Here is a 25,707-nt window from a genome sequence, read left to right as displayed (position 1 = left end):
CTTCGGGGGCTATTTTTTTAAGGAGGGTTTTTCCGATGAAGAACATTACGTTCATCAAACATGTCTATGAAACGCAACTGGGGGGTGAAATCTACTATGAACCCTAGTATTTTGAATGGCACCAGAAATCATCTGATCAACCAGCTTGTCTTTTTTGACGAGCAGTATTCACTCTTTTACGATCAATATGTACGGAACTACGGAAAAGAAAAGCAATCCATCGATGAGATTGTCGAGCGTTACAAGCAAACACTCGAAAGCCTTTTGGCAAAAGAAGACAGTGCACTCTTTCAATCGCTTAAAGCAATTACTTTATTAGGCAGCAGCGTAAAAGTGCTATTTGAAGAAGATCATTTTGAGGAGTCATTTACTGTGGTGTATCCCACAGACATTGACCCGGATAACAACAGAATTTCATTCTTATCGCCCATAGGCAGGCAGCTGCTGCTAGCGGCTCCACACGATTCTGTTGTGCTGGAAAGTCCGGTTGGCAGGCAACAGGTGCAGGTACGGGAGATAAGCTTTACATATATGGGGGGATTCTCGTCACCTTAGAAATCTACCCATCGCATCGATCATGTAAAAAGACACTAACACGATGTTAGTGTCTTTTCTTGTCCATTTTAGTAAAATGCAAGAAAAGCATGCTGTGCGTACAGGAGGAAAAGACGATGAAAACAATTGCCTGTCCAACATGTGATCAGGACGTGCAATGGGATATGAATGACCTGCAGAAGCTGAAGGCGCGGTGGGTGATGGTTTGCGAAAAATGTGGTGACTCGTTATTCAGCGTGTCAGAAGAAGAAAAGGAAATGATTCTGGTAGGCATCCGCTTGACGGAAGAGTATGTACCGGATATCATCCATGCTTATCACAATGAGGATGTAAAGAAACTCCCTTCTAGGGTTTGGTTTGGAGAAATCAAAAAAAGCAAGTGAGAGTAGGACTGATTGCAAGCTTTCATCATACTTCGAAAAACATGGAAAAATGGGTCCCTAGACGCTAGCGATTTCTTAGTGTCTTTTTATATTTATTCAGGTAAAATTTAGTCGAACGATATTTCGGAAAAATAGAGTTAAAAGAAGGGATTTCATGATTGTTCTTGGGATGATGATTTTCATTTGGTTGTTATCTCTCTGGCTGCAGCCGATCCTACAACCTTATGTGGAAGCCTTTCTGCTCTCATTATATGGGGACAGATATGAAACGTACATTCCTTATAAAATGACAGCCTTACATTATGTAGTATATGCCATGGCACTTGGTTTCATCCTTGGACTGCCACTTGAAATTAAATACAAAAGGGCAAAGTCAAAATGTCTCAAGAAGCTCAAGTTTTTTGACAGCCTCGAGTCCGAGAATATCCTGTTTATTCTTTCTCTTGCGCGTGATCAGCAGGGCTATGTGACGCCAATGGATATCGCGTCCCAATCTACTCTTACGATAGAAAAAGCCCAAAATATTTTAAGTAAGCTTCAAAAAGACGGTTTCGCTGAGCTAAGTGTAACTGAAAAGGGTGACATTCTCTATTATTTCGCGGGCTTTACTGAAGGTGAGGAATGAGCGGCGAATGATTAAATTTTTTGGTAGGTTAGTGATTCTTTTTTATGTTGTTGGCTTTTTTCTCATCCTTGCTTTGCTTCCTGGTATTTTTGTCATTGATGGAATCTACCGAGTCTTAGACAACACAATCTTCTTAGCAATCTTTATGAGTCTCATTTCCATTGGTTACGCGTTGTTTTGCATGGAAGGAAAAAGGCTGGAAAAAAAGCAAATGCAACGAACACAGCAAGCCGTTGCAATGACGGTCGCCAATCGTAATCATGGAGTCGTCTCTGTTGCATCGTTTGCGCTGGAATCGGAGTTGCCGCTATCGCAGTGTGAGGAAATTCTAAAAGAGATGGAACACCGAAAGGTTCTGAGGACTTCCTCCTTACTTGGCAAGATGGCCGTCTATCAGTTGGATGATCACGTATACGGACAAATGCCTTATGAAAGTGACGACAACGAGGAGGCTGATGATGAGGACTCAGAGTATGATGATGAGGACTCAGAGTATGATGATGAGGACTCAGAATATGATGATGAGGACACAGAATATGATGATGAGGAAACACAAGAGCTGGAACAATCGCAGCGCATACGCAAAAAAAGAATCGTTCGTGCTGTATTCATTACAGTTATCGGCACATTGATTGTGATCTCCGAAGAACAGATCTTACTAAATGTGAGCGAGTATCTCTATGCTGCAATTACTGCACTTATCTTTCTCGTTTTTATCGGACGTTACCTATTGTCCTCCCATCGAAAAGCGGATCAACGCCATTCGGAACACGATGTTTTGAGGTATGTCATGGATAAGGAAGGGGAACTCAATCCGAAAGAGATTCCTTATTATACGCATGAAAGCTATCAATCGATGGAGCCCATGATCGATAAATGGCACAAAAGAAACTACTGCTCGATTACGCATCAAGAAGACGGGGGAATCATTTATCTCTTTCCGAATTATACGGATGAGTCGGAAGTGTGCGAATATGACGAAGAGTATGATCCGATCCCTGAATGGATCGATAAAAGGTCGAGATTTCTACTATTTTGCTGTTTAGCATTTGTCTTCAGCTATGTAGGCGGCTATGCCCTTGTACATTGGAACAGCCTTATCTTCATTCTCGCTTGTACCATCATAGGAGGGATCTACGGTCATTTTGCCTTCACACAAAAACCGGAGCTAGAGAGAATGGAGCGAATCGCACTGCAAGTAGCTACGAAGAAGGGCGGTGCTTTAGCTGTTTACGAGTTGGCTTACAATGCCAGAATCACAATGGATGAAGCGGCGAAGGTATTAGAAAAATGGGAGCAAACGAACATTGCGAGAAAAGTGTATCCGGAGGAAGGCGTGCCAGTTTACATGGTGAGTGGCGTGGTTTCTAAAGAACAAAGACTAAGCTCGGAGCATGTTTGAATACACTCCCATAATCTGCACATACTACCATCACTCTATCAATCACAACCAGAGGTGAACAGCAATGGCACGTTCGAATTCCTTGGTTTCTGGACAAGCTCGCGCAGCACTTGATCAATTAAAGTACGAGATCGCTGCTGAATTTGGAGTCGAGTTGGGCGCAGATACGTCGGCACGCCAAAATGGCTCTGTCGGCGGAGAGATGACAAAGCGTTTAGTACAATACGCGGAACAACAAATGTTTCGTCTGTAATCCCACTACTATTCCATCAGCGAGCTGATCAAACCTCTGCAAGCGGTGGCGAATATAACGGGAATGAAATACTTGAAACCATTCTTGTTCCAAGGGGTATTGGGGGCTTCGGATGAACAAATTCAGCACAGTGCAGAAGAATATGTGGCTCATGCACTAAACGCTACCATGGAGCCGATAGGAAAATAATCAGACACGAGAGACGATGAGAAAGTTTTCATCGTCTTTTTTGTATGGCTTGAAGAGGTTCTGGGTGCCCCAGCAAAAACCCTTGACCAACAGGTACGCCAAGTGCCAAAGCGACAGATAAGTCTTCCGGCTCCTCGATTCCTTCCAGTACCAGCTGTATTTGATCTTGGCAGTAATGGAGGAAAAGTGAGACGAGCTTTTGCTTATTCGGCATGGAGGACAATTGCTTGCCGAAGTACCTGTCGAGCTTAACGATATCTGGTTCATACTCCACAATCTTTTTTAATGACGCGGCACCCGAGCCGATATCATCTAATGCGATCAGGAATCCATGCTGACGCAGCTCACGTATTTTTTGTCCCAACAATCTTATCTCCCACATCTTGTCTTCTTCATTGGCCTCGTTAATCTCCAAGACAATTCGATTGTTCCAGGACCCAAACAAGCCCTCGGTAATAAACGATAGGAAAGCAGGATTCAACAACGTAGAAGGAAACACATTGATGAACAAGAGCGGGACATGATCGTGAATAGTCACACTCGTAAAGTAGGATTCAATTGCTGTTTTCATCGACAACGTATCCAATTCATACAAGTGTCCTTCTGCACGAGCCTTTCGAAAAAGGAATGCTGGTGAGTGGCGTGTAGAGGATCGAAGAAGTGCTTCGTACCCGAAAAATTGTCCTGTCGTCAGATGCACCAGGGGCTGAAAAACAGGATATGGCGGTTCCTTTGCCAATACAACGTTCATGGAATCATATTCCTTCCTGCACCAAATATTTGACTTTAGGAAAAATTGTTTCCTTAAGGAAAGATAAGTTGTCGATATTTTACAACATAGCGGTGTTGTTTGCAATGAAAGCTTCATGCGCAATTAAGTTTTGCATCAAGGAAACAAAATTGCATATGTACAAAATATTTTTCATCTTGTAAACTAGGCTTGTAACCGACAATCAAGATTGGAGGAAATAGGAAATGGAAGCCTTTATGTTACCGGAACTGCCATATCGCTATGATGAGCTGGAACCTTACCTCGATGCGAGAACGATGGAAATTCATCACGGAAAGCATCATGCAACGTATGTGGCCAACTTAAACAAGGCGCTAGAAAACTACTCGCAGTTCAGGAATGCTTCGGTTGAAGAACTAATCAGTAACTTGGAGGATATCCCGGAAGACATTCGCATGGCAGTTCGAAATCATGGGGGCGGGCATTATGGACACAGCTTGTATTGGTCGATCATGAGTCCGACTGGCGGAGGGAAACCAACAGGGGATATTGCGAAAGGAATCGACAAGTATTTCGGAAGTTTTGAGGAAATGAAGGATGAATTGACAAAAGCAGCTGTCAGTCGTTTCGGTTCAGGATGGGGATGGCTCGTTGTCAACGGAGACAAGTTGGAAGTGACGAGCACGCCCAATCAGGATACTCCTTTTATGGAGAAGAAAACGCCGATATTGGTCGTAGATGTGTGGGAGCATGCTTATTACTTGCAGTATCAAAATAAACGCCCTGATTTTGTCTCGTCGTGGTGGAATGTGGTCAACTGGGAGGAAGTCAATCGTTTGTATAACGAAGCAATCCGCTAAGGCAGGTCCAGCCATGAACAGACACGCGGTCTATTTTCAAGAACAGGAAAAACGTCGAGAAATTTTGGTGTTGCTTAAGAAGCGCCGTTCGGTTAGTGTACAGGAACTGTCAAAGCATCTCGGCATAACTAAAGTCGCGGTGCGTAAGCATTTAGATGTTTTGCATAGGGAACGGTATATCGAATCTCGAATCGTTCGCCAACGAACAGGCAGACCAGCCTATGTGTATCATCTAACGAATACTGCTGAACAATTATTTCCGCGTCACTACAGCGATTTAGCTACAGAGATGGTGGCGGGTATTCAGGATTTGTATGGGGAAACTTTCGTCGATCAATTATTTGAGAAGCGAAAGGGGCGGATGCTGCAAACCTATCGAGAGATAATGAGAGGTCAAGGGTTTGACCAGCGAGTGAAAACGTTGGCGAGCATACAAAAGGAAGAAGGATACATGCCTCACTTGGAAAAAATCAGAGATGGTTTGTATACGCTCGAAGAAGCAAATTGTCCTCTCCTACAAGTAGCCATTGGCTATCGCCAAGCATGTCAATGCGAGCTCTCCTTGTTTGAGTCGCTAGTAGACGCGCATGTAGAACGCACTTCGTGTATGGCGGAAGGACAAGTGAAATGCCGTTACCTGATAAAAGATAAGCTCAGCCATGAAGAATCGTAGTGAGCAAGACATCCGTTACAAGGGCGGATGTCTTTTTGTTGTAAGCAAGGGGGGCGGTCGGTAATTCATAATTTTGGCAAGGCGGGGCAACGTCTTTCTCGGGTTTTGGGGAGAGGGTTGTTCTTTTTTGTCATGGGAAGACGAATTGTTTACCGAAAGGGCAAGTGTCTATACAATCTGACGGGCGATCACGTATGGATAAAGGGAGGAGTATTTGGATGGAAAGGAGTGAGGACATGTCGATTGACAAGAAAAATTCTAAGAATAGAAAGCCGATTCTTAACCATCGAGGCACCTTGAAAAAGTCGAGTGCATCACTCCCGCTCCTCTTTGTCGCACCGAAGGAACAGATGCAGCGTCAGGTAGGTGCCATGGATAAGCAGAAATTGTATCGCTCCAAGAAACCTAAGGGAAAACGAAACCACGCGCCTCGGACTCCGGTCAATCAGACAGCTACTGAACAAGTCACACCACAGTCCACTTCTCCCACCTCCATGGATGCCAAGGATCTTACGCAAGAAAACAACAGACCTCAGCAAGAACTGATTCAAGCAAAGGTAGTCTACGTGGAAAAGGCGGGTCAATCGTTCATGCAGGTTGCTTTCCTAGAAGAAATTTGGGACGTAGAATGGGTCCATTCCTTACGCGTGCCCTGGAAGCTTGATTGGAAAGAGATGGAATGTCAAAGTAAGATCGATGTCCAACACGTTCGCCACGATGATAGCAAAAAGATTGTCTGGCTGTCAGGTGAGGTGGAAATCAAGGGTTTGGGGTTCACTGTCCATTCGCAAAAAGTAGAGCATGAAACGATTCGCATTCCCTTTACCTCCACAGTATTACGACCTTCCTTGCCCAAAGCAAATGTAGGAACAAGTGCCATTCTCCTCACAGCACCAGCTTGTCCGACCAATAGATGGGTAGAAACGGGGGACTGGCAAATCAACATCACGGCAGATCCGCTCACCCATTCGCAATCAGGATGGAAGGGGTTCAGCGGCTTGGCAACCATTAGCGGTCGTGTATGGTGGTATCGGAAGCAGCTGGTTCCCGTTCCGCCCCCATACATAACGAAGAAGGTAAACAGTCTGTTCTAGAAAAAAGGGCAGATAACGCTTGGCATTAGCCAAATCCATGTTGAATCTAGTCCATATAATATAAAGAGAGTAGGTGGCTGATAAAGGAGTGAGTATAAATGGGTATACATGGTGATGGCTGCAAATGTGGCCAAACTGAAGTTACGCAAAATAGCTGTAGGGTGGAAAACGCCCGTATGTTTGGAATGGCTTCAACCGAAACCACTTTTCCTAAAACGATTAAAGTACCTGTAACGTTGGCAGAAACGGCTGCTGTCGTATGTGTGGAGGCTAATGTCCATTTGGAGAAGCCTGCACTGGAGATCGTTCGGGTATTAAAGAGTGTCATTCTAGAGCAATGTGAGCTAGTTCCCACATTCAGCCCGTTGTCTGCAAAGTTGTTTGTCAGTGGTTTTATTCGCAAACATATCGAGTACACCACAGTCGATCAAGCAACGGGAACTGCTGTATGCGGTGATGTACGGCATACAACGGCGCTGATACCATTCGATTTCTGTACGGATCTGACCTTTCCGGCTACAGGACCGACTTTGCAACTGGCACCAGATTTCGAGTCACACGGCGAATATTTGAATAAATCGGGTCATGCGGCAAAGATAAACGTAGGTTTGTTCGGCAATCGAAAAGTTTACAACGAGAGACCGTTTTGTGAGCTGTTATTCACGGAATTCACCGAATTAGACATCGGTTTGGAAAGTAAGCGTTGCAAAGACACAACCAGAACATTCTCGACCGTTCGTGAAAAAATCGTCCTGCGTATTGGTCTGAAGGTTTTGCAAGATCAACAAGTTCCTATTCCAACAACACCACCACCAAAACCGACATTTCCGCCACCTTGTCCTCCTAAGAAAAAATGGTAGTACAAACAACATAGAACTTATGAGACTATCCAGAAGCGATAATGGCACTGGGCAGTCTCTTTTTTATGGAAAGGAAGGGCGACCCAATGAACAAAGCACTTCAGTACGTCAGAATGCTAGCGGAACAATGGTATTGGAAGGTACGCTTCTGATTCCGAATGCTTCAGGTAAACTGAACGGGAAAAGTATCGCCAAGAAGCCGAAACGGGGCATGGGTAGCCTCATTAGCGGCATCACAATCACAGACTGAAGTAGGCTACCTGATTATAGTTGGTGCAGTTGGTGTCAAGTCTGTCCAGCACGCAGCATGGGTTGAAGTTTGCCGTCTCAGCAGGGAAGTTTCTTTGTTTAAAGAGTGACTATTCTTAAAATTAACAATTTTATACCCCTTTTCTATAGAGCCAGCATTCATTAAAGATTTAATAATTGGGACGATTGCATCTAAAAGTAGTGTAAACGTAATTATCAATAATTCAGCAAATGTTACTAGTCCCATATTATCTGTTTATGAAGGTGAGTTAATTGATGAAACCTTAGAAGGTGAGGGGTATTATACTTCGAATATTCAAATGAATTTTAATGATTCTTCAAATTTTTATGGAAAACAGTTGTTTATTGAAGAAGGTGAATTAGTTGACGAGGTAATCGATAGTGAAATTTCTAATGCGTCTAGCATAAAAATAAATCTGAACAATACTAGTAACATAGATTGTGAAGAAGTAAAAATTATCGAAGGTGAACTTATTGATGAAACTGTGGATGTTGAGGATGATTTTACCAATACTGTTATAGATCTTACCATGACCTCATCGGCTAAAGTTTCTGGAAATAAACTTGAAATTATTGGTGGTGAATTAGTTGATGAGATAGTAGATGCAACTAATGGTATACGAAGTAGCGTTAATGTTTCTATAAATGATACAGGAAATTTCGACAAAACGGGGTCTCAACTAAGCGAGGTTCTCATAACAGATGGTGAATTAATGGATGAAATAGTTGATGGAACTTATGTCGGGGTAAGTGCACTTCATATAAATGCTACCAATTCAGCTAACGCAAAAACTCCTTCGTTACCCCTTCTAGGTGATAGTATTTTACTCCCGCCTATTGATATTGACTCTATAGAACGATCAAATATTATTTATCATGTAAAAAATTCTGGAGTTCATATATAAACTTTTTCTTCTAGCTTATGTTTTCTGGAGAAGAGCACCATTTATAAGATAGTCCTACACCTTGCAAAAGCAAGTTAGGTGAAGGCATCTTTTTTTTCAGAACTTCGTGATGGATTTTTATTATTTCCCAAGACTAGCCACAAACAAAATCCGTTTCGGGGCATAAACTCTCCGTTCTTAGGTAGTAGCGGTCACTCATTTCTTTTACCATTTTTATTAAAAAGCGTGCGCTTTGGAAGGAGCAGGATGTGCGATGTTTCGAATCCGTATTAGTATATTTTTGAGTGTATTTGTGGCGATGGTGGGGTTGATGATTATTGCCCCTGTAATGCCGCCGCTTATACGTGAATTAGGCCTCAGTGAAATTCACTCTGGCCTCATTATTTCACTCGGTTCTATTGCAATGGCGGTGATGGCACCTGTCTGGGGGCGGTTAAGCGATCTCAAAGGAAGGAAAGCGGTCATTGTCATTGGTTTCCTCGGAATGTTTGTGAGTTATGTCTTGTTCACAGCGACCATGTACGCAGGATTATCGCAGGTAATAAGTGGCGGGCTACTCGTTGTATTGCTCATTGTGGCACGCGGATTGATCGGTATGTTTATCCCAGCGGTTCCATCTGCAGCGCAGGCGTATATAGCGGATGTCACGAGCGAAAATGGTCGAGCGGCAGGAATGGCCTTAATCGGTGCAGCCAATGGGATGGGTCTCGTTCTTGGTCCAGCGATTGCTGCCGCCTTTGCGCTAATCGGTCTGATATGGCCGTTATACATTGGTGCAGTGTTGCCGATTGTCGCATTAGGCATCGTGTGCTTCTTGATTCCAGCTCAAAAACCCATTATTCACGAAAAACCTCCCAAGGTGAAACCTTTTCAGAAAGGTCTCCCCTTATATTTGTTTGCCGGTTTGGCAACGATGCTCAGCATTATCACCTTACAAGTTGTTGGAGGATTTTATTTTCAGGATCAGTTGTCTTTGACAACAAAGGAAACCGCCAGAATGTTATCAGTAGGCCTTATGATTTCTGGTGTAGCGATGATTGTCACACAAGGACTGCAAATGAAAAATCCAAAATGGCAACCAAGATCGCTCATTCTTTTTGGGGCAGTGCTCTTACTAATCAGCTTGGCTCTCTTTCTTTTCTTTATCAATGTGATCGTCTATTACGTAGCATTTTTCTTGTTTGGTGTTGGAGCTGGGCTTATGATGCCAGGGTTTATGGCAGGGGCTTCCCTTGCCGTTGCTCGTGAACAGCAAGGAGGCGTAGCAGGACTTGTGGCATCGGTCCAAGGAATTTCCGCTGTCATCGCACCGATTCTCAGCACAAGCCTGTACCAGCTGAATAAGTACCTGCCTTTTGCCGTAGTAGCATTAGTTGTGGTGCTGATGGGAGCGACATTGCTTTTCGTCAAAAGCAGGTCAAAAATCAACGAAAATACAATGATAGATTCGTAATCAAAAACGATATGGATACCTGACATTCTGGCATATAATGGGGATAGCATACTCATACGAGGAGGTCCTTTGCTTCGTGAAAATAAGCGAGTTATCCCAATTAACCAATGTCAGTACTCGGTCGATCCGTCATTATGAAGAAAAGGGCTTGCTACAGGCAGAACGACTGGAAAATGATTACCGCCATTTCAATGAATCGGCAGTCAAGCGTGTCAAGATGATTCAACTGTACTTGAAGCTGGGGTTAACGGCGGATGAAATCAGAACGTTGTTCAGAGGGGAAGCAGCATCTCCCGATGATTACGAATATTGCGAGGAAATGCTGGCGATTTACGAACAAAAGCTCAGCAAAGTGAACGAACAGATTGAGGCACTCCAGGAGTGGAAGAAAACGCTCGAGAGGCAAATATCCATTACCCGTGGAAAAAAGGTTACGAGCTAGTTCATAGTCACGGCCCCGAAGCGATCAGCTGCTTCGGGGCCGTCTTATTACAACGAATGTAAGTTTTGCCCGATACCACCATCCACAGTTAACCTCGCACCAGTCGTAAAGGTAGCGTCAAAGGCGAGGAAAAGCACGGCTTTCGCCACTTCTTCTGATGAACCATGACGTTTCATTGGTGTAACCTTATCGCCAAGCTCCTGGAAGGTAGCGCGTTCTGTTTCCGTGAAACCAGCAACTCCCATGGAAGGCGTATCAATGAAACCGGGACTCACGACATTGACGCGAATACCCTTGTCTAGCAGCTCCACCGCAAACCCGGAGGCCAAGGAACGCAATGCCGCTTTGGATGCACTGTATACGCTCATGCCGGGGTAGCCGCCTTCATCTGCTACAGAAGATGTAAAAACGATCGAACCTCCTTCATGAATAAGCGGCGCCAAGCGTTGGACGGTAAAAAATGCCCCTTTCGTATTTACCTCAAAAATCCGATCGTAGGTCTCCTCAGTGACTTCCAAAAACGGTTCCAGAATGGAAGTGCCTGCATTCACATGGAGAAAATCGATCTTGCCAAAATGCTTTTCCACATCGTCTCCGAATGCTTGCACATCCTTCATGTTCGATACATCAGACACCACAACATGTGCCCGTTCGCCCAGCTCACGTTTTGCTTCTTCGGCATTTTTCGGATTGCGACCAGAGACGATGACCTCGGCGCCACCTGCCAGCAATGCTTTTGCCACGGCCAAGCCCATGCCATGTGTACCTCCAGTTACGACTGCTTTTTTCCCTGTATAGTTGTTCACTTTTGTTCCTCCTTGAGTGAATGAGTTATCTTTCTGCATGTAGTCTAAACGTTTACGCTAATGTGAAGGTCAAGTGAGATTTGGCATCAGTATTTAGAAGGTAGACATAAAAAGACACTAGGCTCGTCCAACGAGTGACTATTTGCGTAGATGGAAAATGCATATCACGATCCCATCAACAATCGGGTTGCAGTCGAATGGCTTGGTTATTTTTGGTATAATGAGTGGGCGTTGCGGCTTGGATTCAAATTTGAAATGGAAGTGGCTGTCGTGTTCATGATCAACCTGGAGGATTTTCCTCACAACAAAGAGAGTCTTCTTCGACTACTTGAAAAATCAAGAACAAGTAAACTATTCCATGAAGAAATGGCAAAATGGTGTTGGCTGTTTTGGTCTAGATGGCGCTCAGATGAAGAAGATTTATTTACGAAAACAGACGAGGAGACAATCGATACAGCAATTGAGATCGGAGAATGTTGGGTGGACAGACCTCAGAATGGAAGCCAAATCATCATTTTCGATGAGGAACAAATAGAAAAATGGATAAGTCAATTAAAAGAGGATCGAGATAAAGATAAATAGTTTTGGAGGAGAAAGCTTGGACACTCATCTTACCTTGAATTTCTTGTCCGCCTATGTCCACCATCATAAATACTATTTGGAGGCTTGGCGGGCGAAAGGACTCTCATGGAATTGGGGAGCAGCACTTTTTGGCGTAGCATGGTTTGCCTATCGGAAAATGTATGGATGGGCGACCGTTATTTATTTGGTGAACCTCTTTGTGGGTTTTGCCTTGGGTGCAATGGCACTCGATGATGCTACTTTCAATGAAGTATACATACTCTTTGCATTATTTCAACGAGCGATATTTGGACTAACCGGCAATTTTTTATACTATGTGTCGGCTGTTCGGAAAATAAAAAAAGCGCACAGTAAAAACGCCATGCTTGATATAGAAGATACACGAAAGCTTGGTGGCGTTAGTGTTCGCGGCGTAGTTGTAGTTGTGTTGGTCAATATTGGCTTTAGTCTGCTAGATGTACTACTCACATCGTGAAGAGAATTTTCTCACATGGGGAGGGAGATATAATGGGCGTAGCTTATAAGCTGCATTGTGAACGTTGCTCATACAACCAAAATGTGTACATGGGCGTTGGATTCAGATATGGTTATTTGAGCGAAATCGAAGAATGGTTCGAGGATCCAGCTGGCAAGGAGCGAATCCGAGAATTTATGAAGGACGATCATACAAAGTATAACTGCTTCCATGGTCTATATGTTTGCGAAAAATGCAAATACCTGCTAAATGCCCACTATTTGCACTTGCAGTCGGACACTGATTCGTATTTACAAAGCTATGATTGTCCACGGTGTTCAGAGAAAATGCCATCTATTCCGATTGACAAGGAGCTGGATCACGGGTATTCGCCGACTTGTCCCGAATGCGGGGAGGAAAAGTTGTCCGTGGAAGGTTTTTTGGATTGGGATTAGGGGGAGTATCTAAATCGTAGAGGTGGTTGCAAATGAAAAGTTGGCCAAATACTTTCCTACAACCTGAAGTATTAAAACAGCGCATGCTCGTGCTGAGTGCTCTGGATATTCTAATGTGTCAAGAGGAATGGCTACGCAGATATCAGTTCGATCCACAATGGGATGAAAACACAACATTCGCGAGCATTAACAACGGAGCAGGCGACGATCTTTACATCCTGTTCACCCCCGAGGGCGTTATTGTAAAAGGATTTGATCATGAATCGGAAATGAGTCCTCATGCCAGGGAAGAATACGAGGTTTGGCCTGGCATCTATGAGCAAGTCCCTCCTGCTTTGCTTCATCGACTCGATGACGAAGCGCTTACCAAAGAGGACGTTACGTTTTGCTTATGGCGAGAATCTACTGATCACGTGTGGAAAACGGGAGACGTACATAATCCGCAAGGGCTGGATGACGGATCAGATTTTTTACTTGGGATGATATATGATATTCCAGAAGACTATGTAGAGTGGGCAGAGGCTTACTACGAGGTGAAGGTTCCGTTTGATGTAGTTGGTTACACGTTTTCAAATACTGCCATTACCGAAGAAATGATTACGGAGCTGAATCCGGAAGTTGATCTGGAACTCGCGATCAAGGAACTTCAAGCGATTGGATTTACAGTTACGTAAAGTACGCCATGACTCATAAAAATACAATGGAAAGAAGATGACGATATGCCAAAAGGTATGTATTCTCAAGGGGTTGCCGTCCTGCTGTCAACGGCGGTTCCGATTCACAAAATAGCAGACATGCTCAAGGATCAATTTGAAATTGCCAACATCATGGAAACGTTCGACCAATGGGTGTTCAGCGGCCCTAGCTTGCTTATTCCGTATCGTCCAGAAGTAAACGGATATATTCAGGTCGATGTCGTCGATAAGCCTTGGCCGGATAGTATGGGCGACCCGGCAGAAGATACGATGTTGTTTGGCGCTTGGTCGATGGGCTTTTTCGGACCGATTACGTTCTCGAATAGCCTGGAGCGGGCAGCTCAGCAGTCGTGGGGATATCCTGAAGGGCGGCAAGCTGCATCCGAGCACAAAGCGTTTCTCCGTATTCGTTCTTCTTTCGTGTTGGGAGAGTCGAACGATCAGGCTCCTGTACTGCCTGAGGATTATGAAGCGCTCCCGGAGTTGATGACTGTCACTGCCATTGCTGAGTCGCTGTTGAAAATGCCAGAAGCCCTTTGCTTTTTTAATCCGAATGGGGAGTGCCTCGCGTCTGCCGAGCTGATGCAAGAGCTGAATCTACGCTATGAGCAAATACAGCTTCTTCCGCTGGAGTTGTGGTCCAATGTCCGGCTGTTCAATCTTCCGGAAGGATGGCTCTTGATGGATACCGTCGGCATGCAGCAGTTGGATGTGATCGATCATGAGGCGGTATTTAATGGGGATGCCTACGATCCGAATGAGGTCGCGAGTTTCCTGCGGAATATATCGAACTATGTATATGAGAATGGTCCTGTTATCAATGACGGAGATACAACCGATGGGCCGGGTGAAGAAATTTGGAAGTGTGTCTTGCTGGAGGAAGGGTTGGCAAGCCCACCGCGTGATGTGCTTCGCTGGTATCCAATGGATGGAAGGGAAAAGCCTGCGGGATTGGAATAATTGCGTTATCGCTTGGGACACCAAGGCAACTTGATATAAAAAGCACGACCATTTCCCTTGTTTAGTAGGGCATTGTCGTGCTTTTATTTGTTTGACCTACTTATTTGATAATCTCCTCGTAGATCAGCATACCGTCATGTGTATACACGCCTATCTTCTTGATCCCCGAGATGGTGTATTCGATGGCAACGGTCTCATTCGTAGGGGTGATCAGCAATTGATGTGGAAAGTTGAAGCTTTGATTGTTAGCTGTGTTCGCAATGATCTGGGAATCAGTATGAAACAATTGTCCCGTCTGCTTGAGCTCTTTCATTTGTTCTGGCTTATTTAGCACATATTGTTGAGGGGAGACGACTTTATCTGCTGCATTTATTTTGGCAAAGGTAAATTGCTTGTTGGTTTTCGTCACAGCGAGAAAGTGACCATCGGATGTTGGGTGGATAAACGCATATTTTTTCGAAACAATGAGCCCTTTTTTGTTCATGAGCACATAAAATTCTTCGTTACCTAGCTTACCTGAGACAATAAATGCTCCACTGTGCATATTCGATTCGACTTTATAGTTACGGGAAGGCTTCAGCATAATTTTGCCTTCATTGCTGATAAAATGAGTCTGGCCATTTATTTTCACACGATGCCAGCCTTCACCATATCCGAAATATTCATCAAAAAATGGCTTACTCAGTATTTTTCCATGAATATTTCTCATGCCCATCTTGTAATATTCGTACCCTTTTGCGTCTTTTACCATTTCACCATAGGGCAAGTAATACGGATCAAACGTTTTGGTAGTCGGTTCGGCTAAGTAGAATGGATGATCCGCGTCCGGAAACTTCTTTGTAATTTTCCCTGTTTTGGCATTGTACAGATACGGCAGGTTTCCCGGATAGTCCGTGCCCGTAAACCATTCCCCATGTATCTGCCTGAAAGCAACATCGCAACAGGTACCCATCGGTGAAACTTTGCCCTGCTTATCGTAGACCCAATATTCCGTATGCTTAAAAAAGCTGCCATTATAAAAATAACCGTACCCATTTCGGAGCGGGTACACTTCACTTTTATAAGCGAGGTAATTGCTTTTTATTACTTTTCCAGACGGTGAAACCAATGACATGGTGTAAGTCTTTGGAGATGAATCGTGCTTGTAAAGTGGTTGCTTCGTGAAAAGAAAGAATGGCTCTGTCAAATGAGACGGGATTTGCAGGTTTTGATACACAACCGGTAATTGCGGTGGATTTAATGGGTCTTCCTGCTCTTCAGCCTTGATTGGCGAAGTAGAGAAGAAGGTGAGGAACAGAACGAGCATGGTTTTTAATAGGGTAGAAAATTTCATGATAGGAATTCCTTTCTAGTAGGTTGATGAGTTGGGCCGTAATCTATGACGTTTCAACTGTGACAAATGTTACCATTCGTGTAAAAATGAAATCCAAAATCTCGAAAGGAGGCTACGAATATGCTTGGCGGTGACAAATTGTCAGAAACAGCGAAGGCTTTTATTCGGCAATGTACGAGAAGGGAAACCATTACAGACAGAGAGCAAGTAAAAAAAATCCTCCAACAGCATGGAATTCCAGCCTTTAACGCTTTGTTGGATGTGCAGGAAACGTATGGTGGTTTGAGCTATTCATTTGGTGGAGAGATCGACAATCGTTTTTGTATCGATTTATGGGGGAGCTTTGCTCATCGAGATGGTGAGGAACGGAGAATACCCGAGGTTTTGAATTATGAAGAACAAACGCTGGTAGAGTGTTTTCATGTGATGGATGATGGGTTGAGTAAGGCTGGTTATATAGATGAGAACGGCAAGCTGTATACGCTACACTATACTACGTTTCAAGTATATGCTGAAAATATTGAAGAACTGCTAGAGAGTGAAAGTGTCAAATACAGCCTGCTACGAGAGAAAAAACAATGGATAGTAAAATGGATAGAACAGTCAGACGTTGCGCATTGGCTCTCAAGTATAGAAGAGAAACCTATTCTTATTGAGCAGGCGAGTCAGGGATATCAAAAGTGGTGGAAGAGCCATGATGGCAGGTTATATGTTCATGTTCGAAATGGAAGTGGAATATATGGGGTGGCTTATGCGATGGAAGTCGCTGATCTTACGCAGCTCGGTCTTAGCAGTTATTCCATTCTGCGTGGGTTTCCGTTTGATTGCTCCTACCAATATGATCGTGAATGTGCCGAAGTCAAGAATACGATGGAAATGTTTCATTTTCAATCTCGTTTATACAAAACCTGTGATTATTCCAGGATCACCGTTCCCCAGGTAAAGGAAGCGAAGGACATCTATTTGTATGTCACGGGACAGAAAACCTACGAAAGAGAGCGACCAATCGAAGACTTTTTAATGAAATTTCCTGGGCTTGTACTACCTATCGAAGATTTTGAACAAAGTCTGCTGGAGTTTGCTTTATGCAATGGAGATGAACGGATTCTAAAGCTGATCACGTATATAGCTAGCTTCGCAAATCACCATCATCATAGAAGTACTTCTGCTGAGAACAACGTGGATCATTTATTGTTCCATGAATATTTGCGAAGGATCCACGTATTCATCGAAGCTCATCCAATGAACCTGCATCCATTGTACTTTCATCCCTATCGTGCAGCAGGTGTACCAGCTGAGCTTGATATTGATGAGAAAAATACAGTCGTGTCAAGAATGAGGGGTAACCATGCACAAACCGTTAGTAAGTTAACGTTGTACTATATGACTTGTGCCAAAGAAGGGAATGAGATCGCTGCTCACATCTATCGAATCTATGAACCTATGCTTTTACTATATGCACTAGAAGGAAGTATACGTGTAGATCATGGACTTATTGAGGTTGGTGGTAGCGCCTTTCATCCCTCAAGTTGGCAGGCGAGGGCTGGTAAAGATCCATTCGATGTGTATCACAGAACAGCTGAAGCCTGGAAAAATCGGAATGTAGAGTATGCCATTGATCAAATCAAACGCGTAAAATGGGATAAGAAAATCGGAAATACGGTGAAGCGAGGCTTTGGTATGGCAAAAAGAAATGACGAAACGTTGAAAGCTGCATTCACTCATTTAGAGAGCCGTCTAGGAAAAGATCTTTCTGAATCACCTTTGGCTTCTGATCATACAGAACGCATTCTGGCAAATCTATCCCATGACTACCCGCTCCTACAGACTGATGAAGGCGCCATCGCATACTTGATTTGCCAGCGATATCTAGGGTGGGCTCATTTAGTGGACCGAAAACATCCTGTCGCAACCAAAAGCCCGTGTTTGTACGAACCATTCATTGAAATACTTTATGAAGAGGAACAAATCGAGAAATGGGAAAGGAAGACGATGAATTTGATTCGGCTCATGGAACAGGAACCCATCGAAAAGTATGCGGAAGTACTGCGAAAGGAAAAAGGTTGAGATAAGGGAATACGAACTTTATATTAATTATATTAATATTCGTTCGGTTTTTAATGAGGCTCTTTGTTTGTTGTTAAAAAAATTACGGGGGTAATACTTTTGTACATACCTTTCGATCACCTTAAATCCGAACGATATGGAAATGAATCAGGTATCGGGAATGTTCATCGTTTTCCAATCAAAACCGCTTTCTGAGTACATTCCCTGGAACCGAAATCCGACAAAGCGTAGACAACCCCAAATACCCAAACAACGGATACAAAAACATGAGCAACTGACTGTACCCAATTAGGCACAATATGAAAGAAGTAGAGAATAAATACAAGTAAAGCCGCGATTCCGGAACGTCCAATAATTCACGCAACTGCTGACCAATCCCGAACACGTTCGAAATCAGTGTGGTAAAAATCTCGGAATAGAGCACGAAAACAAAGAACAGCTGGAGCCACTCGTTCCATTGGTCCGTTACAAAAAGAATGGGGATATTCATGAGACGGACATCGTCCCAGTTGGCCAACATAGCCGTATGGACGACGAGGAGCATGAATCCAAGCACGACCCCGCCAATGACGGCTGCCCGAAACAAAACGACCCTGTCACGGATCGCATAGCCGATCGGGATGAGAACAGATTGGGCCATGGCCAAATTAAAGGACACGTATAAGACTGTTTTCCATAAGAAGGAGTAATCGGATGGGGGTGAAAGAGGCATGGGAGATTCTGCGGTGCCATCCAGCAAAATGAGCAGAGCGAACAATAACATGGACGGTACAACAATCGCATTCACGACGAGTAGTTGCTCCAACCCTTTTCGCAGAAGCAACAGAGCGAACAAAATGGTGGCTGTGGTCCCGACCAAATATGGAATGTCAAACTGCTCCTCTAAGACCGATCCCGCTCCTGCCAACATGACAGTCGTTACGCCAAAAAGGGTGAGAAAGACCAAAATATTCATCGCACGACCGATCATCGGTCCAAACAGTTTTTGATTAAAGGATTCATAGGAGGGTGTGCGCAATTGATGAGCGATTAGCATCATCTTGTAGCCCAGCCAAACAAAAAGAGATGTGGCGAGCAGGATGCCGATTGTTCCGGCATGGCCGTAGGCGGTGAAAAACGCGAGAATTTCTTGACCGCTCGCAAACCCGGCCCCTACGACGGTTCCAATGTACGTTGCTGCGACCTGGATACTTTTTCCCCACAACTTCATACTGGTTTTTTCCTTTCCCATCCAAATAGATGCTAGTACAAGTGTATGAGTTTCGGAGAAAAACAGAATGAGAAAACTTGTCTATTTCACACCTAACCAAGGAAAAAAAGCGAATGGCACGTGACCATTCGCTTTTTCGTATAGAAACTGACATTTTACAGAAGAAACATGGCCACGATTGTCGTCACCAAAAGTCCGATCGCCACGGGATACAGATTTCGTCTCGCCAGCTCAAAAGGGTCTACGCCACAAATCGCCGCAGCCGGAATCAATGCCCACGGAATGATCGTTCCACCGCCGACCCAGATGGCGGCAATTTGTCCTAGCGCTGTTAACGTAGCCGCACCGGCACCCAAAGCAGTTGCGAACAGCTGAGCCAAAGAGCCAGCTAGTGTAATCCCGGAGAAGCCTGAGCCATCCAGCCCTGTAATGACACCTACTGCGGATACAGTAAGAGCAGATACTTCCTTGTTAATCGGAATCGTATGTGCAAGCGCCACGCCGAGGTCATTCACGATTCCATGTGAACCCTGCGGCAGGACCTCCCCAAACACCTTGATAAACCCACTGTCGCCCATATAAAAGAAAGCAGCAATCGGGATGACCGGACCAAATACTTTAAAGCCGAACTGAAAGCCTTGAATGAGATGTGTGGTTACCTGCTCGAGACCACTTTGCTTGTGCGCGAGCATCGTTGCGATGATGAGAATGAGCAAGGCGGTTCCGCCTACAAGCGCCGTTGCATCGCCTCCGCGTAAATCAAAAGCAAACATGGCCACGACATCGAGGATAAATAATACCGGCACAAGTCCAGCCAACGTACGACGCACGCCATCTGACAAAGGGACTCGTACGGAAGTAAAAACATCATCGGATACGACAGTCTCTTTGGGAGACGCAAGCACGCCGAGCTTCATGTCCTTTTTCAAATACCAGAATGCGATGGCAGTTGTCACAACACCCATAATGAAAACGAGAGGTACACTGGCCGTAATCACGTCCGAGACTGGAATTCCTGCGGCTTTGGACGTTAAAGTAGGAGCCCCTTGAATAATAAAATCGCCGGATAGTGCAATCCCGTGTCCAAACAAGTTCATCGAAACGGCGACACCCATCGCAGGCAAGCCAGCTCGCAATGCCACGGGCAACATGACAGCACCGATCAGTGCGACAGCTGGAGAAGGCCAGAAAAACCAGGAAATGACCATCATGACGATCCCGATCACCCAATAAGCCAATGTAGGATTTCGAACCAAATGGGTCATCGGTCGAATCATCGTTTCATTTACGCCCGTATCGGTCAAAACGTGACTCATGGCAACGATGATACAGATAACTAAAATCGTCGGCAATAGCTCGGTAATCGCATAGATGAAGCTGCCGAATATTCCACCGACGGCCGTTGTCACAGACCCTGTCGCGACGAAACCGAGGATCGCTATGCCCACGATACTAATCAGACTCGTATCTTTTCGCAAAACCATGACGAGAATAATGCCGATCACAAACAAGACGTACACACCATGTATCCACAAAAGCTCGATTCCCATGTCGCACCCTCCTTTTTCGTTACTCCGATGAAAGTACCTTGATGTCACAATATATGCGAAAAATAGGCCATGGGTGAACGCACATCCTAGAGCGGACAAGTGTATCAACGGAGAAACTGGCATTTTTGTCCATGATATGCCACTATTAATGAATGACGAATATTTGGGTTCCAAGCAAGAGAGGGGGATCGGCACATCGACGTCCTTAACCAGTTCGTCGTGCAGCCAACTACGATGAATTCGACTACACCCATCCAACGTAAAATGGACCAAGCAATTGAGCTTTTGGAGCGCCGTTTCCTGGAAAGAAGTGAATTGATTCGCCTTTTAATGCTCGGCATCATGAGCGGGGAAAATGCTTTGTTAATCGGTCCGCCGGGAACTGCGAAGTCTCAACTAGCACGGTCTGTCTCTCAGCTTTTTGGATCGGAACATTGGTTTGAGTATTTGCTTACCCGTTTTACGACGCCCGATGAGATATTCGGTCCAGTCTCTCTTCAACAATTGAAACTGGATCAATACGTACGAAAAACAGCAGGCTATTTGCCTAACGCTCAGTTTGCGTTTTTGGACGAAATTTTCAAAGCGAACAGCGCGATTTTGAATGCGCTGCTTTCTATATTGAACGAACGAATTTATTTCAACGGCAGAGAAAAAGAGGAGGTTCCGTTGCAGTTCTTAATCGCTGCCTCGAATGAACTTCCCGATGACGATGATCAATTGACCGCTCTGTATGACCGCTTCCTGTTCCGCTATGAGGTTCACTATTTGAAGCATGCTGCAAGCTATGAGCGCATGTTTTCATTGCCAACGACGCCTCTTCCTGTTGTGTTCTCTCTGTATGACGTGAAGGATATTCAAGCGACAGCGAAGCAAGTGGTCATTCCAGAAACCATCATTTATTTCTTGTACCGTCTAAAACAAGACCTGGAAGCAAAAGAGTATGTGCTCTCCGACCGTCGCTGGAGCAAAATCGCGCATGTATGGCGTACTTCTGCCGCTTTGCATGGACGTGAGCAGGTGACAATCTGGGACACCGTTTTCACTCCGCACATGCTGTGGAATGTTCCTGAGGACTTGACGGTCATGCAAGAAGCGTTTGAACAACAATTTACGGAAATGCTGAAGAATGATATGGAGAACGAATTGCCACTCCAACGCTTCGGACAAATTGCAGATAAATGGAAGGAAAAAGAATCGGAGCTGCATGCGTTCCAGTTTAAAAAGGAAGTGGGCGCAAAGCTGGGCAAGGAAGCGATGGAGCACAATGTCCGGTTGTTGGAGGAGAGTCGCGATGAGGTGGAAGAGACGGCGCGAGATTTGCGCAATCGTCTCATTCAGTGGGAGAAGCGGGAACACGATTTGCATGCCTATGTTCTGGAAAAAAACCGCTTGATTCCGCATGTAGAAAAATACGCGGTCAAATATTCGTACCTGCGAATTGAAGGCGAACGGATTTTGCAGCAGCTACAGCGCACGTATCGGACGATTTTTGACAAGGAAATCCCCGGGGCGGATTATGATTTTACGTTGTAGGGGGTAGTTCGTATGATCATTCGCGCTAGTGGTGTTGATCGCTATGTATTTGAAACGTACCTCGCCTCTTCGCGCACTGCTCAGGAATGGGTTCATGAGGCGCGGGCACGAGCAGCATGGTTTGATTTGGAGCTCTTGGCCGATTTTTTCCTCGTCTTTTATTTGGAAAAGCCGGAGATCGATCTGACGCAAGAATCCACTCCTTTTCATCATTGGATGATTCGTACGCTCATGAAGCAGTATTTTACACGCATGATTCATCCTCGTACAGTCGGGCAGGAAAGTGCGTCGTTCAAAACCGCAATCAAGGCCTTGTTGTGGCTGACAGAGACGTTTTCCGAGGAAGTGAAGCAGCGGGAGAAGGATCAGCGGCCCTCTCCGCTCTTGACTGGCTTAAAAGACCAGCAAGGTCAGGAAGGAAGTCAACAAGCACAGCTTTCCGAGCTACTGACAGAAAAACAAAAGACCAAGCTCGAGTTAGTTGGTTATACACTTCAACAGGGGAAGCGGGTCGTGGAAGACAAGCAAGAGGCCATGGACACCAAGCCGTTAGTGCGGGCAGAGGTATTGTCCTTGCAAAAGCGCATTACTGAGCTGCAAGAAGAAATGAAAGTCCAGTTCACGAAACGGACCAAGCTTCTGCAAAAGGTGAAAAAACTGGAGAGTGACCTCGCTCAGAGGGAAAAGCAGCTGGATCGACTCCAAAAGCAAGAGAAGGAAGCGATTGCCGCTTTTGAAAAAGAGCTGGGACAATGGCTGGAGCAATCGTTAAAGGCGACGCTATCCGCTGAAGAACTCGATACGCTTTTTGTTGAAGAGGTATTTACGGCCAGTCAGCGTTTTGCCAACCGAAGCTGGGGTTATGAGCTAGGCAAGCTGCGCAGGCAAAGCTTTGAGCAGTATTTGAAATGGATTGAGAAATTGAAGAGACATCCTGACCTGGTTGCTTTTCTGAACGAGGTAGGAAGGCAAGTTCATCGCTTTCGTGTGAAGCGTAAAGAAATTCGCTCCAGACATTTTCCTGAGGAATACTATGATTTGCGGCAATCGGGCGATATTGCACACATGCTGCCTGGTGAAGCAGTGCTTCTTGCTGATCCGGACTTCGAGAATTACTTCATGCTCAAATGGCTGGAGCAAAAGCTCATGACCTACGATACCTCGGGATGGGTGGAAGAACCGCCAAAAGGTCCGGTAATCTGTATGCTAGACACATCCCATTCGATGCGAGGAAGTAAGCTGCGGCTTGCGCAAATCTTCCTCATGACGTTTGCCGCCCTCGCGATGCTGGAAAAGCGTGATTTTATCCTCCTCTTGTTCGGGGCAAAAGGCGAGATCAAAGAGCAACCGCTTTATCACAAAAAACCTGATTGGCCTGCCTTCTACGGCTTGGCGCAAATGGCGTTTGGCGGTGGAACTCACTTTGACGCCCCGATGAAGCGAGCTATCGAGCTGGTTGAAAAGGAACAGGCGTGGCGTAGAGCAGATTTTGTCATGCTAACAGATGGAATTGGAGGCATTTCTCCTTATGTCCAAGAAAAGCTCATCTCTTTAGGCCAGCAGAAACAAGTTCGCTTGCACAGCTTGATTGTGGGTTCTGCGAGGCAGCATCTCGTACAAGCGTACGATTTGCTGGGCGTTTCTCACCGTGTCAAATTTGCGACGAGCTGGGAAGCGGATGGGGAAGAGAATACAGGACTGCTCCTGGATGTATTTCAAACAGCCAAATAAGTGATTCGACGTCACTTCCAAATCTCGTCTCCTCTCATGGGACGGGATTTTTTTAGGGAAGCTTAAGAAAAATTTTAACTCTTACCTCCTTTTTTCTTTAATAATTTCGCCTATGCTGAGCGTAGCTAACAATAGGATAGGGTAAAAGGAGGACACTATGAAGGAACTGATCAAGCTGGCCAAGCTTATACGGGGAGCCAATGTCTTGTTTTCAAATATTGCACAAAAAGAGCTAGAGACAAATGAAATCAATTGGCAACAAGTATTGATTCTCGAAATTCTTGGAAATGGGCCAAAAACGATGGGGGACATTAGCAAGGCTGTTGATTTGTCAAACAGCACAACTTCAGGCTTAATTAGTAGGCTGGAGGAGGAAAATTTGGTACGAAGATTCCGAGACCAAACGGATCGCCGAATCGTGTGGGTTTCACTGACGGAGCGATTATGCAGTGCATAAAGGAATCGGCTGAAAAAAAGTGGATAGACCGCTTCTTCTCAGCCGATGATCATGACCCCAATTAGCCGACTCTTGCTGCCATCGTACGTCCGAATTCAAGCTCGTCGAATTTGCTCTGAACGACTTGACGATCGTATTCCCACACGGCATCCTCCAGCGCATACTCCACCGGAACATCCCGGATAATCGTAGCCAGCTTTCTGCTCAAGTACACCTGATCGCGATTCTCTTCCAGCTTGCTGCGCATTTTAGGCGTACAATTTGCCAGATTTACATATAGGTTGTCCAGATCACCATGCTCGGTAATCAACTTTGTCGCTGTTTTCTCGCCGATACCTGGGCAACCTGGAATACAGTCAGATGCATCTCCCATTAAAGCTTTGACATCAACGACCTGTTCAGGTGAAATGCCACGCAATGCCAAGAGGCTCGCTGGATTATAATGCTCGTGTTTGCCACCATTTTTCAGGATTTTTACACTAACTCGCTCAGATATGAGCTGCAAGCTATCGTAATCACCCGTCGCAATGATGACCTCGTGTCCTTCTTCGGAAAGACGTGTGGAGAGCGTACCCAATACATCATCGCCTTCATAGCCTGGGCAACCCAAGTTCGGAACCGAGAACGCATCCGTTACTTCTTTTACCAAATCGAATTGAGGAATGAGCTCATCCGGTGCCGCTTGGCGATTTGATTTATAGCCGTCATACCATTGACTGCGCACCAATGACTCGCGCGAAGCGACATCCCAGCCCACTACAAGATGAGTAGGGCGCGTCAACTCTGCGTAATCGAGCATCATTTTTGTAAATCCATAAACCGCATTTGTGTACACACCTGTTGAAGTCTGGCGATAGGCTCCACCCCAAGCAGAACCATAAAAGGCGCGAAATAAAAAGCTCATGCCATCGATGAGCAGTACTTTTCCTGAATCATTCACAAAACCTTGCCCCTCTCACTACCAAACTATACGCACCATTATAGCATAAAGGAGCGGGACAACCTTGTCAGATTTTACAACTGAAATATCGTGAGAAAACGTGCATGTACTTTTATTACGGTGGGATGATAGTACCACAAGAGGTCAACACCACCTCTTGAAATCAACTTCCGGTCTCAAGGCGAGAAGCAAAACGCTGACGGTTCAACCCCGTCCCGGGAGAAAAAACGCGTCGGG

At 45.0% G+C, this 25,707-nt stretch carries 28 protein-coding genes; 22 read left to right on the top strand and 6 right to left on the bottom strand.

Annotation, left to right across the window (positions count from 1 at the left end; genetic code table 11):
* The first annotated feature begins 96 nt into the window (after positions 1-96).
* From C7R92_RS02660 to C7R92_RS02635, 6 genes are all read left to right on the top strand, one after another.
* Entirely contained in the window at positions 97-555 is a 459-nt protein-coding gene (locus C7R92_RS02660; RefSeq protein WP_035291094.1) for a GreA/GreB family elongation factor, read from the top strand.
* A gap of 116 nt (positions 556-671) precedes the next feature.
* A complete protein-coding gene (locus C7R92_RS02655) occupies positions 672-938 on the top strand; it encodes a hypothetical protein (protein ID WP_106833152.1) in 267 nt (88 codons plus the stop codon).
* 154 nt (positions 939-1,092) lie between these two features.
* The gene (locus C7R92_RS02650) at positions 1,093-1,563 is read left to right on the top strand and encodes a MarR family transcriptional regulator (protein WP_106833151.1); all 471 of its coding nucleotides are present in this window, start codon (positions 1,093-1,095) and stop codon (positions 1,561-1,563) included.
* 7 nt (positions 1,564-1,570) lie between these two features.
* Positions 1,571-2,965, top strand: coding sequence for a DNA primase (locus C7R92_RS02645; protein WP_106833150.1), 1,395 nt, complete (start codon positions 1,571-1,573; stop codon positions 2,963-2,965).
* 64 nt (positions 2,966-3,029) lie between these two features.
* Positions 3,030-3,218, top strand: coding sequence for an alpha/beta-type small acid-soluble spore protein (locus C7R92_RS02640; RefSeq protein ID WP_017248903.1), 189 nt, complete (start codon positions 3,030-3,032; stop codon positions 3,216-3,218).
* A 15-nt stretch (positions 3,219-3,233) separates the two neighbouring features.
* Positions 3,234-3,407, top strand: a complete 174-nt coding sequence (locus C7R92_RS02635) for an NAD(P)H-dependent oxidoreductase (RefSeq protein ID WP_106833149.1) — start codon at positions 3,234-3,236, stop codon at positions 3,405-3,407.
* A gap of 28 nt (positions 3,408-3,435) precedes the next feature.
* Here C7R92_RS02635 and C7R92_RS02630 read toward each other — a convergent pair whose 3' ends face one another.
* A complete protein-coding gene (locus C7R92_RS02630) occupies positions 3,436-4,158 on the bottom strand; it encodes an EAL domain-containing protein (RefSeq protein ID WP_106833148.1) in 723 nt (240 codons plus the stop codon).
* A gap of 224 nt (positions 4,159-4,382) precedes the next feature.
* Between C7R92_RS02630 and C7R92_RS02625 the strand changes: the two genes are divergently transcribed.
* The 7 genes from C7R92_RS02625 (at position 4,383) to C7R92_RS02595 (ending at position 10,694) form a co-directional block, all read left to right on the top strand.
* The gene (locus C7R92_RS02625; RefSeq protein ID WP_069844911.1) at positions 4,383-4,997 is read left to right on the top strand and encodes a superoxide dismutase; all 615 of its coding nucleotides are present in this window, start codon (positions 4,383-4,385) and stop codon (positions 4,995-4,997) included.
* A gap of 13 nt (positions 4,998-5,010) precedes the next feature.
* Entirely contained in the window at positions 5,011-5,670 is a 660-nt protein-coding gene (locus tag C7R92_RS02620) for a helix-turn-helix transcriptional regulator (RefSeq protein WP_106833147.1), read from the top strand.
* Between the two features lie 218 nt (positions 5,671-5,888).
* The gene (locus C7R92_RS02615; protein WP_106833146.1) at positions 5,889-6,764 is read left to right on the top strand and encodes a hypothetical protein; all 876 of its coding nucleotides are present in this window, start codon (positions 5,889-5,891) and stop codon (positions 6,762-6,764) included.
* A gap of 98 nt (positions 6,765-6,862) precedes the next feature.
* Positions 6,863-7,624: a CsxC family protein gene (locus tag C7R92_RS02610; protein ID WP_069844915.1), complete on the top strand. Its 762-nt coding sequence runs from the start codon at positions 6,863-6,865 to the stop codon at positions 7,622-7,624.
* A gap of 569 nt (positions 7,625-8,193) precedes the next feature.
* Positions 8,194-8,799, top strand: coding sequence for a hypothetical protein (locus C7R92_RS02605; protein WP_244195623.1), 606 nt, complete (start codon positions 8,194-8,196; stop codon positions 8,797-8,799).
* Between the two features lie 253 nt (positions 8,800-9,052).
* A complete protein-coding gene (locus tag C7R92_RS02600) occupies positions 9,053-10,252 on the top strand; it encodes an MFS transporter (protein WP_106833145.1) in 1,200 nt (399 codons plus the stop codon).
* 76 nt (positions 10,253-10,328) lie between these two features.
* Positions 10,329-10,694 (top strand): MerR family transcriptional regulator, encoded by a 366-nt coding sequence (locus C7R92_RS02595; RefSeq protein ID WP_069844919.1) that lies wholly within the window; start codon positions 10,329-10,331, stop codon positions 10,692-10,694.
* Between the two features lie 47 nt (positions 10,695-10,741).
* Here the strand turns inward: C7R92_RS02595 and C7R92_RS02590 are convergent, their stop codons facing one another.
* The gene (locus tag C7R92_RS02590) at positions 10,742-11,500 is read right to left on the bottom strand and encodes an SDR family oxidoreductase (RefSeq protein WP_106833144.1); all 759 of its coding nucleotides are present in this window, start codon (positions 11,498-11,500) and stop codon (positions 10,742-10,744) included.
* A gap of 150 nt (positions 11,501-11,650) precedes the next feature.
* Between C7R92_RS02590 and C7R92_RS02585 the strand changes: the two genes are divergently transcribed.
* The 5 genes from C7R92_RS02585 to C7R92_RS02565 are packed head-to-tail and all read left to right on the top strand — an operon-like array spanning position 11,651 to position 14,646.
* Positions 11,651-12,082: a hypothetical protein gene (locus C7R92_RS02585; protein WP_106833143.1), complete on the top strand. Its 432-nt coding sequence runs from the start codon at positions 11,651-11,653 to the stop codon at positions 12,080-12,082.
* A 16-nt stretch (positions 12,083-12,098) separates the two neighbouring features.
* Entirely contained in the window at positions 12,099-12,557 is a 459-nt protein-coding gene (locus C7R92_RS02580; RefSeq protein WP_106833142.1) for a DUF2628 domain-containing protein, read from the top strand.
* A gap of 32 nt (positions 12,558-12,589) precedes the next feature.
* Positions 12,590-12,991, top strand: coding sequence for a hypothetical protein (locus tag C7R92_RS02575; RefSeq protein ID WP_106833141.1), 402 nt, complete (start codon positions 12,590-12,592; stop codon positions 12,989-12,991).
* A 32-nt stretch (positions 12,992-13,023) separates the two neighbouring features.
* On the top strand, positions 13,024-13,665 hold the full coding sequence (locus C7R92_RS02570; protein WP_069844924.1) for a hypothetical protein: 642 nt from the start codon (positions 13,024-13,026) through the stop codon (positions 13,663-13,665).
* A 45-nt stretch (positions 13,666-13,710) separates the two neighbouring features.
* Entirely contained in the window at positions 13,711-14,646 is a 936-nt protein-coding gene (locus C7R92_RS02565) for a DUF4261 domain-containing protein (protein WP_106833140.1), read from the top strand.
* A gap of 100 nt (positions 14,647-14,746) precedes the next feature.
* Here the strand turns inward: C7R92_RS02565 and C7R92_RS02560 are convergent, their stop codons facing one another.
* Positions 14,747-15,979 (bottom strand): hypothetical protein, encoded by a 1,233-nt coding sequence (locus tag C7R92_RS02560; protein WP_106833139.1) that lies wholly within the window; start codon positions 15,977-15,979, stop codon positions 14,747-14,749.
* Positions 15,980-16,099: 120 nt separating this feature from the next.
* Between C7R92_RS02560 and C7R92_RS02555 the strand changes: the two genes are divergently transcribed.
* On the top strand, positions 16,100-18,046 hold the full coding sequence (locus C7R92_RS02555) for a hypothetical protein (RefSeq protein ID WP_106833138.1): 1,947 nt from the start codon (positions 16,100-16,102) through the stop codon (positions 18,044-18,046).
* Between the two features lie 178 nt (positions 18,047-18,224).
* Here the strand turns inward: C7R92_RS02555 and C7R92_RS02550 are convergent, their stop codons facing one another.
* Together C7R92_RS02550 and C7R92_RS02545 are read right to left on the bottom strand one after the other, a co-directional pair.
* A complete protein-coding gene (locus C7R92_RS02550) occupies positions 18,225-19,256 on the bottom strand; it encodes a YkvI family membrane protein (protein WP_106833137.1) in 1,032 nt (343 codons plus the stop codon).
* 155 nt (positions 19,257-19,411) lie between these two features.
* A complete protein-coding gene (locus C7R92_RS02545; protein ID WP_106833136.1) occupies positions 19,412-20,806 on the bottom strand; it encodes a hypothetical protein in 1,395 nt (464 codons plus the stop codon).
* Between the two features lie 234 nt (positions 20,807-21,040).
* Here C7R92_RS02545 and C7R92_RS02540 point away from each other — a divergent pair, with 234 nt between their 5' ends.
* The 3 genes from C7R92_RS02540 (at position 21,041) to C7R92_RS02530 (ending at position 24,530) form a co-directional block, all read left to right on the top strand.
* Complete coding sequence (locus C7R92_RS02540) at positions 21,041-22,342, top strand: AAA family ATPase (protein ID WP_069845468.1); 1,302 nt, start codon at positions 21,041-21,043, stop codon at positions 22,340-22,342.
* A 12-nt stretch (positions 22,343-22,354) separates the two neighbouring features.
* A complete protein-coding gene (locus tag C7R92_RS02535; protein WP_106833135.1) occupies positions 22,355-24,073 on the top strand; it encodes a hypothetical protein in 1,719 nt (572 codons plus the stop codon).
* 157 nt (positions 24,074-24,230) lie between these two features.
* On the top strand, positions 24,231-24,530 hold the full coding sequence (locus C7R92_RS02530; RefSeq protein ID WP_069844930.1) for a MarR family transcriptional regulator: 300 nt from the start codon (positions 24,231-24,233) through the stop codon (positions 24,528-24,530).
* 61 nt (positions 24,531-24,591) lie between these two features.
* Here C7R92_RS02530 and C7R92_RS02525 read toward each other — a convergent pair whose 3' ends face one another.
* The gene (locus C7R92_RS02525; RefSeq protein WP_106833134.1) at positions 24,592-25,470 is read right to left on the bottom strand and encodes a 5'-3' exonuclease; all 879 of its coding nucleotides are present in this window, start codon (positions 25,468-25,470) and stop codon (positions 24,592-24,594) included.
* Positions 25,471-25,707 lie beyond the last annotated feature (237 nt).

This window comes from Brevibacillus porteri (assembly GCF_003013475.1).
In the GTDB taxonomy this organism is placed as follows: Bacteria; Bacillota; Bacilli; order Brevibacillales; family Brevibacillaceae; genus Brevibacillus; species Brevibacillus porteri.
Note: the sequence above shows the minus strand (reverse complement) of the source record. Positions and strands in the feature narration are given on the sequence as shown.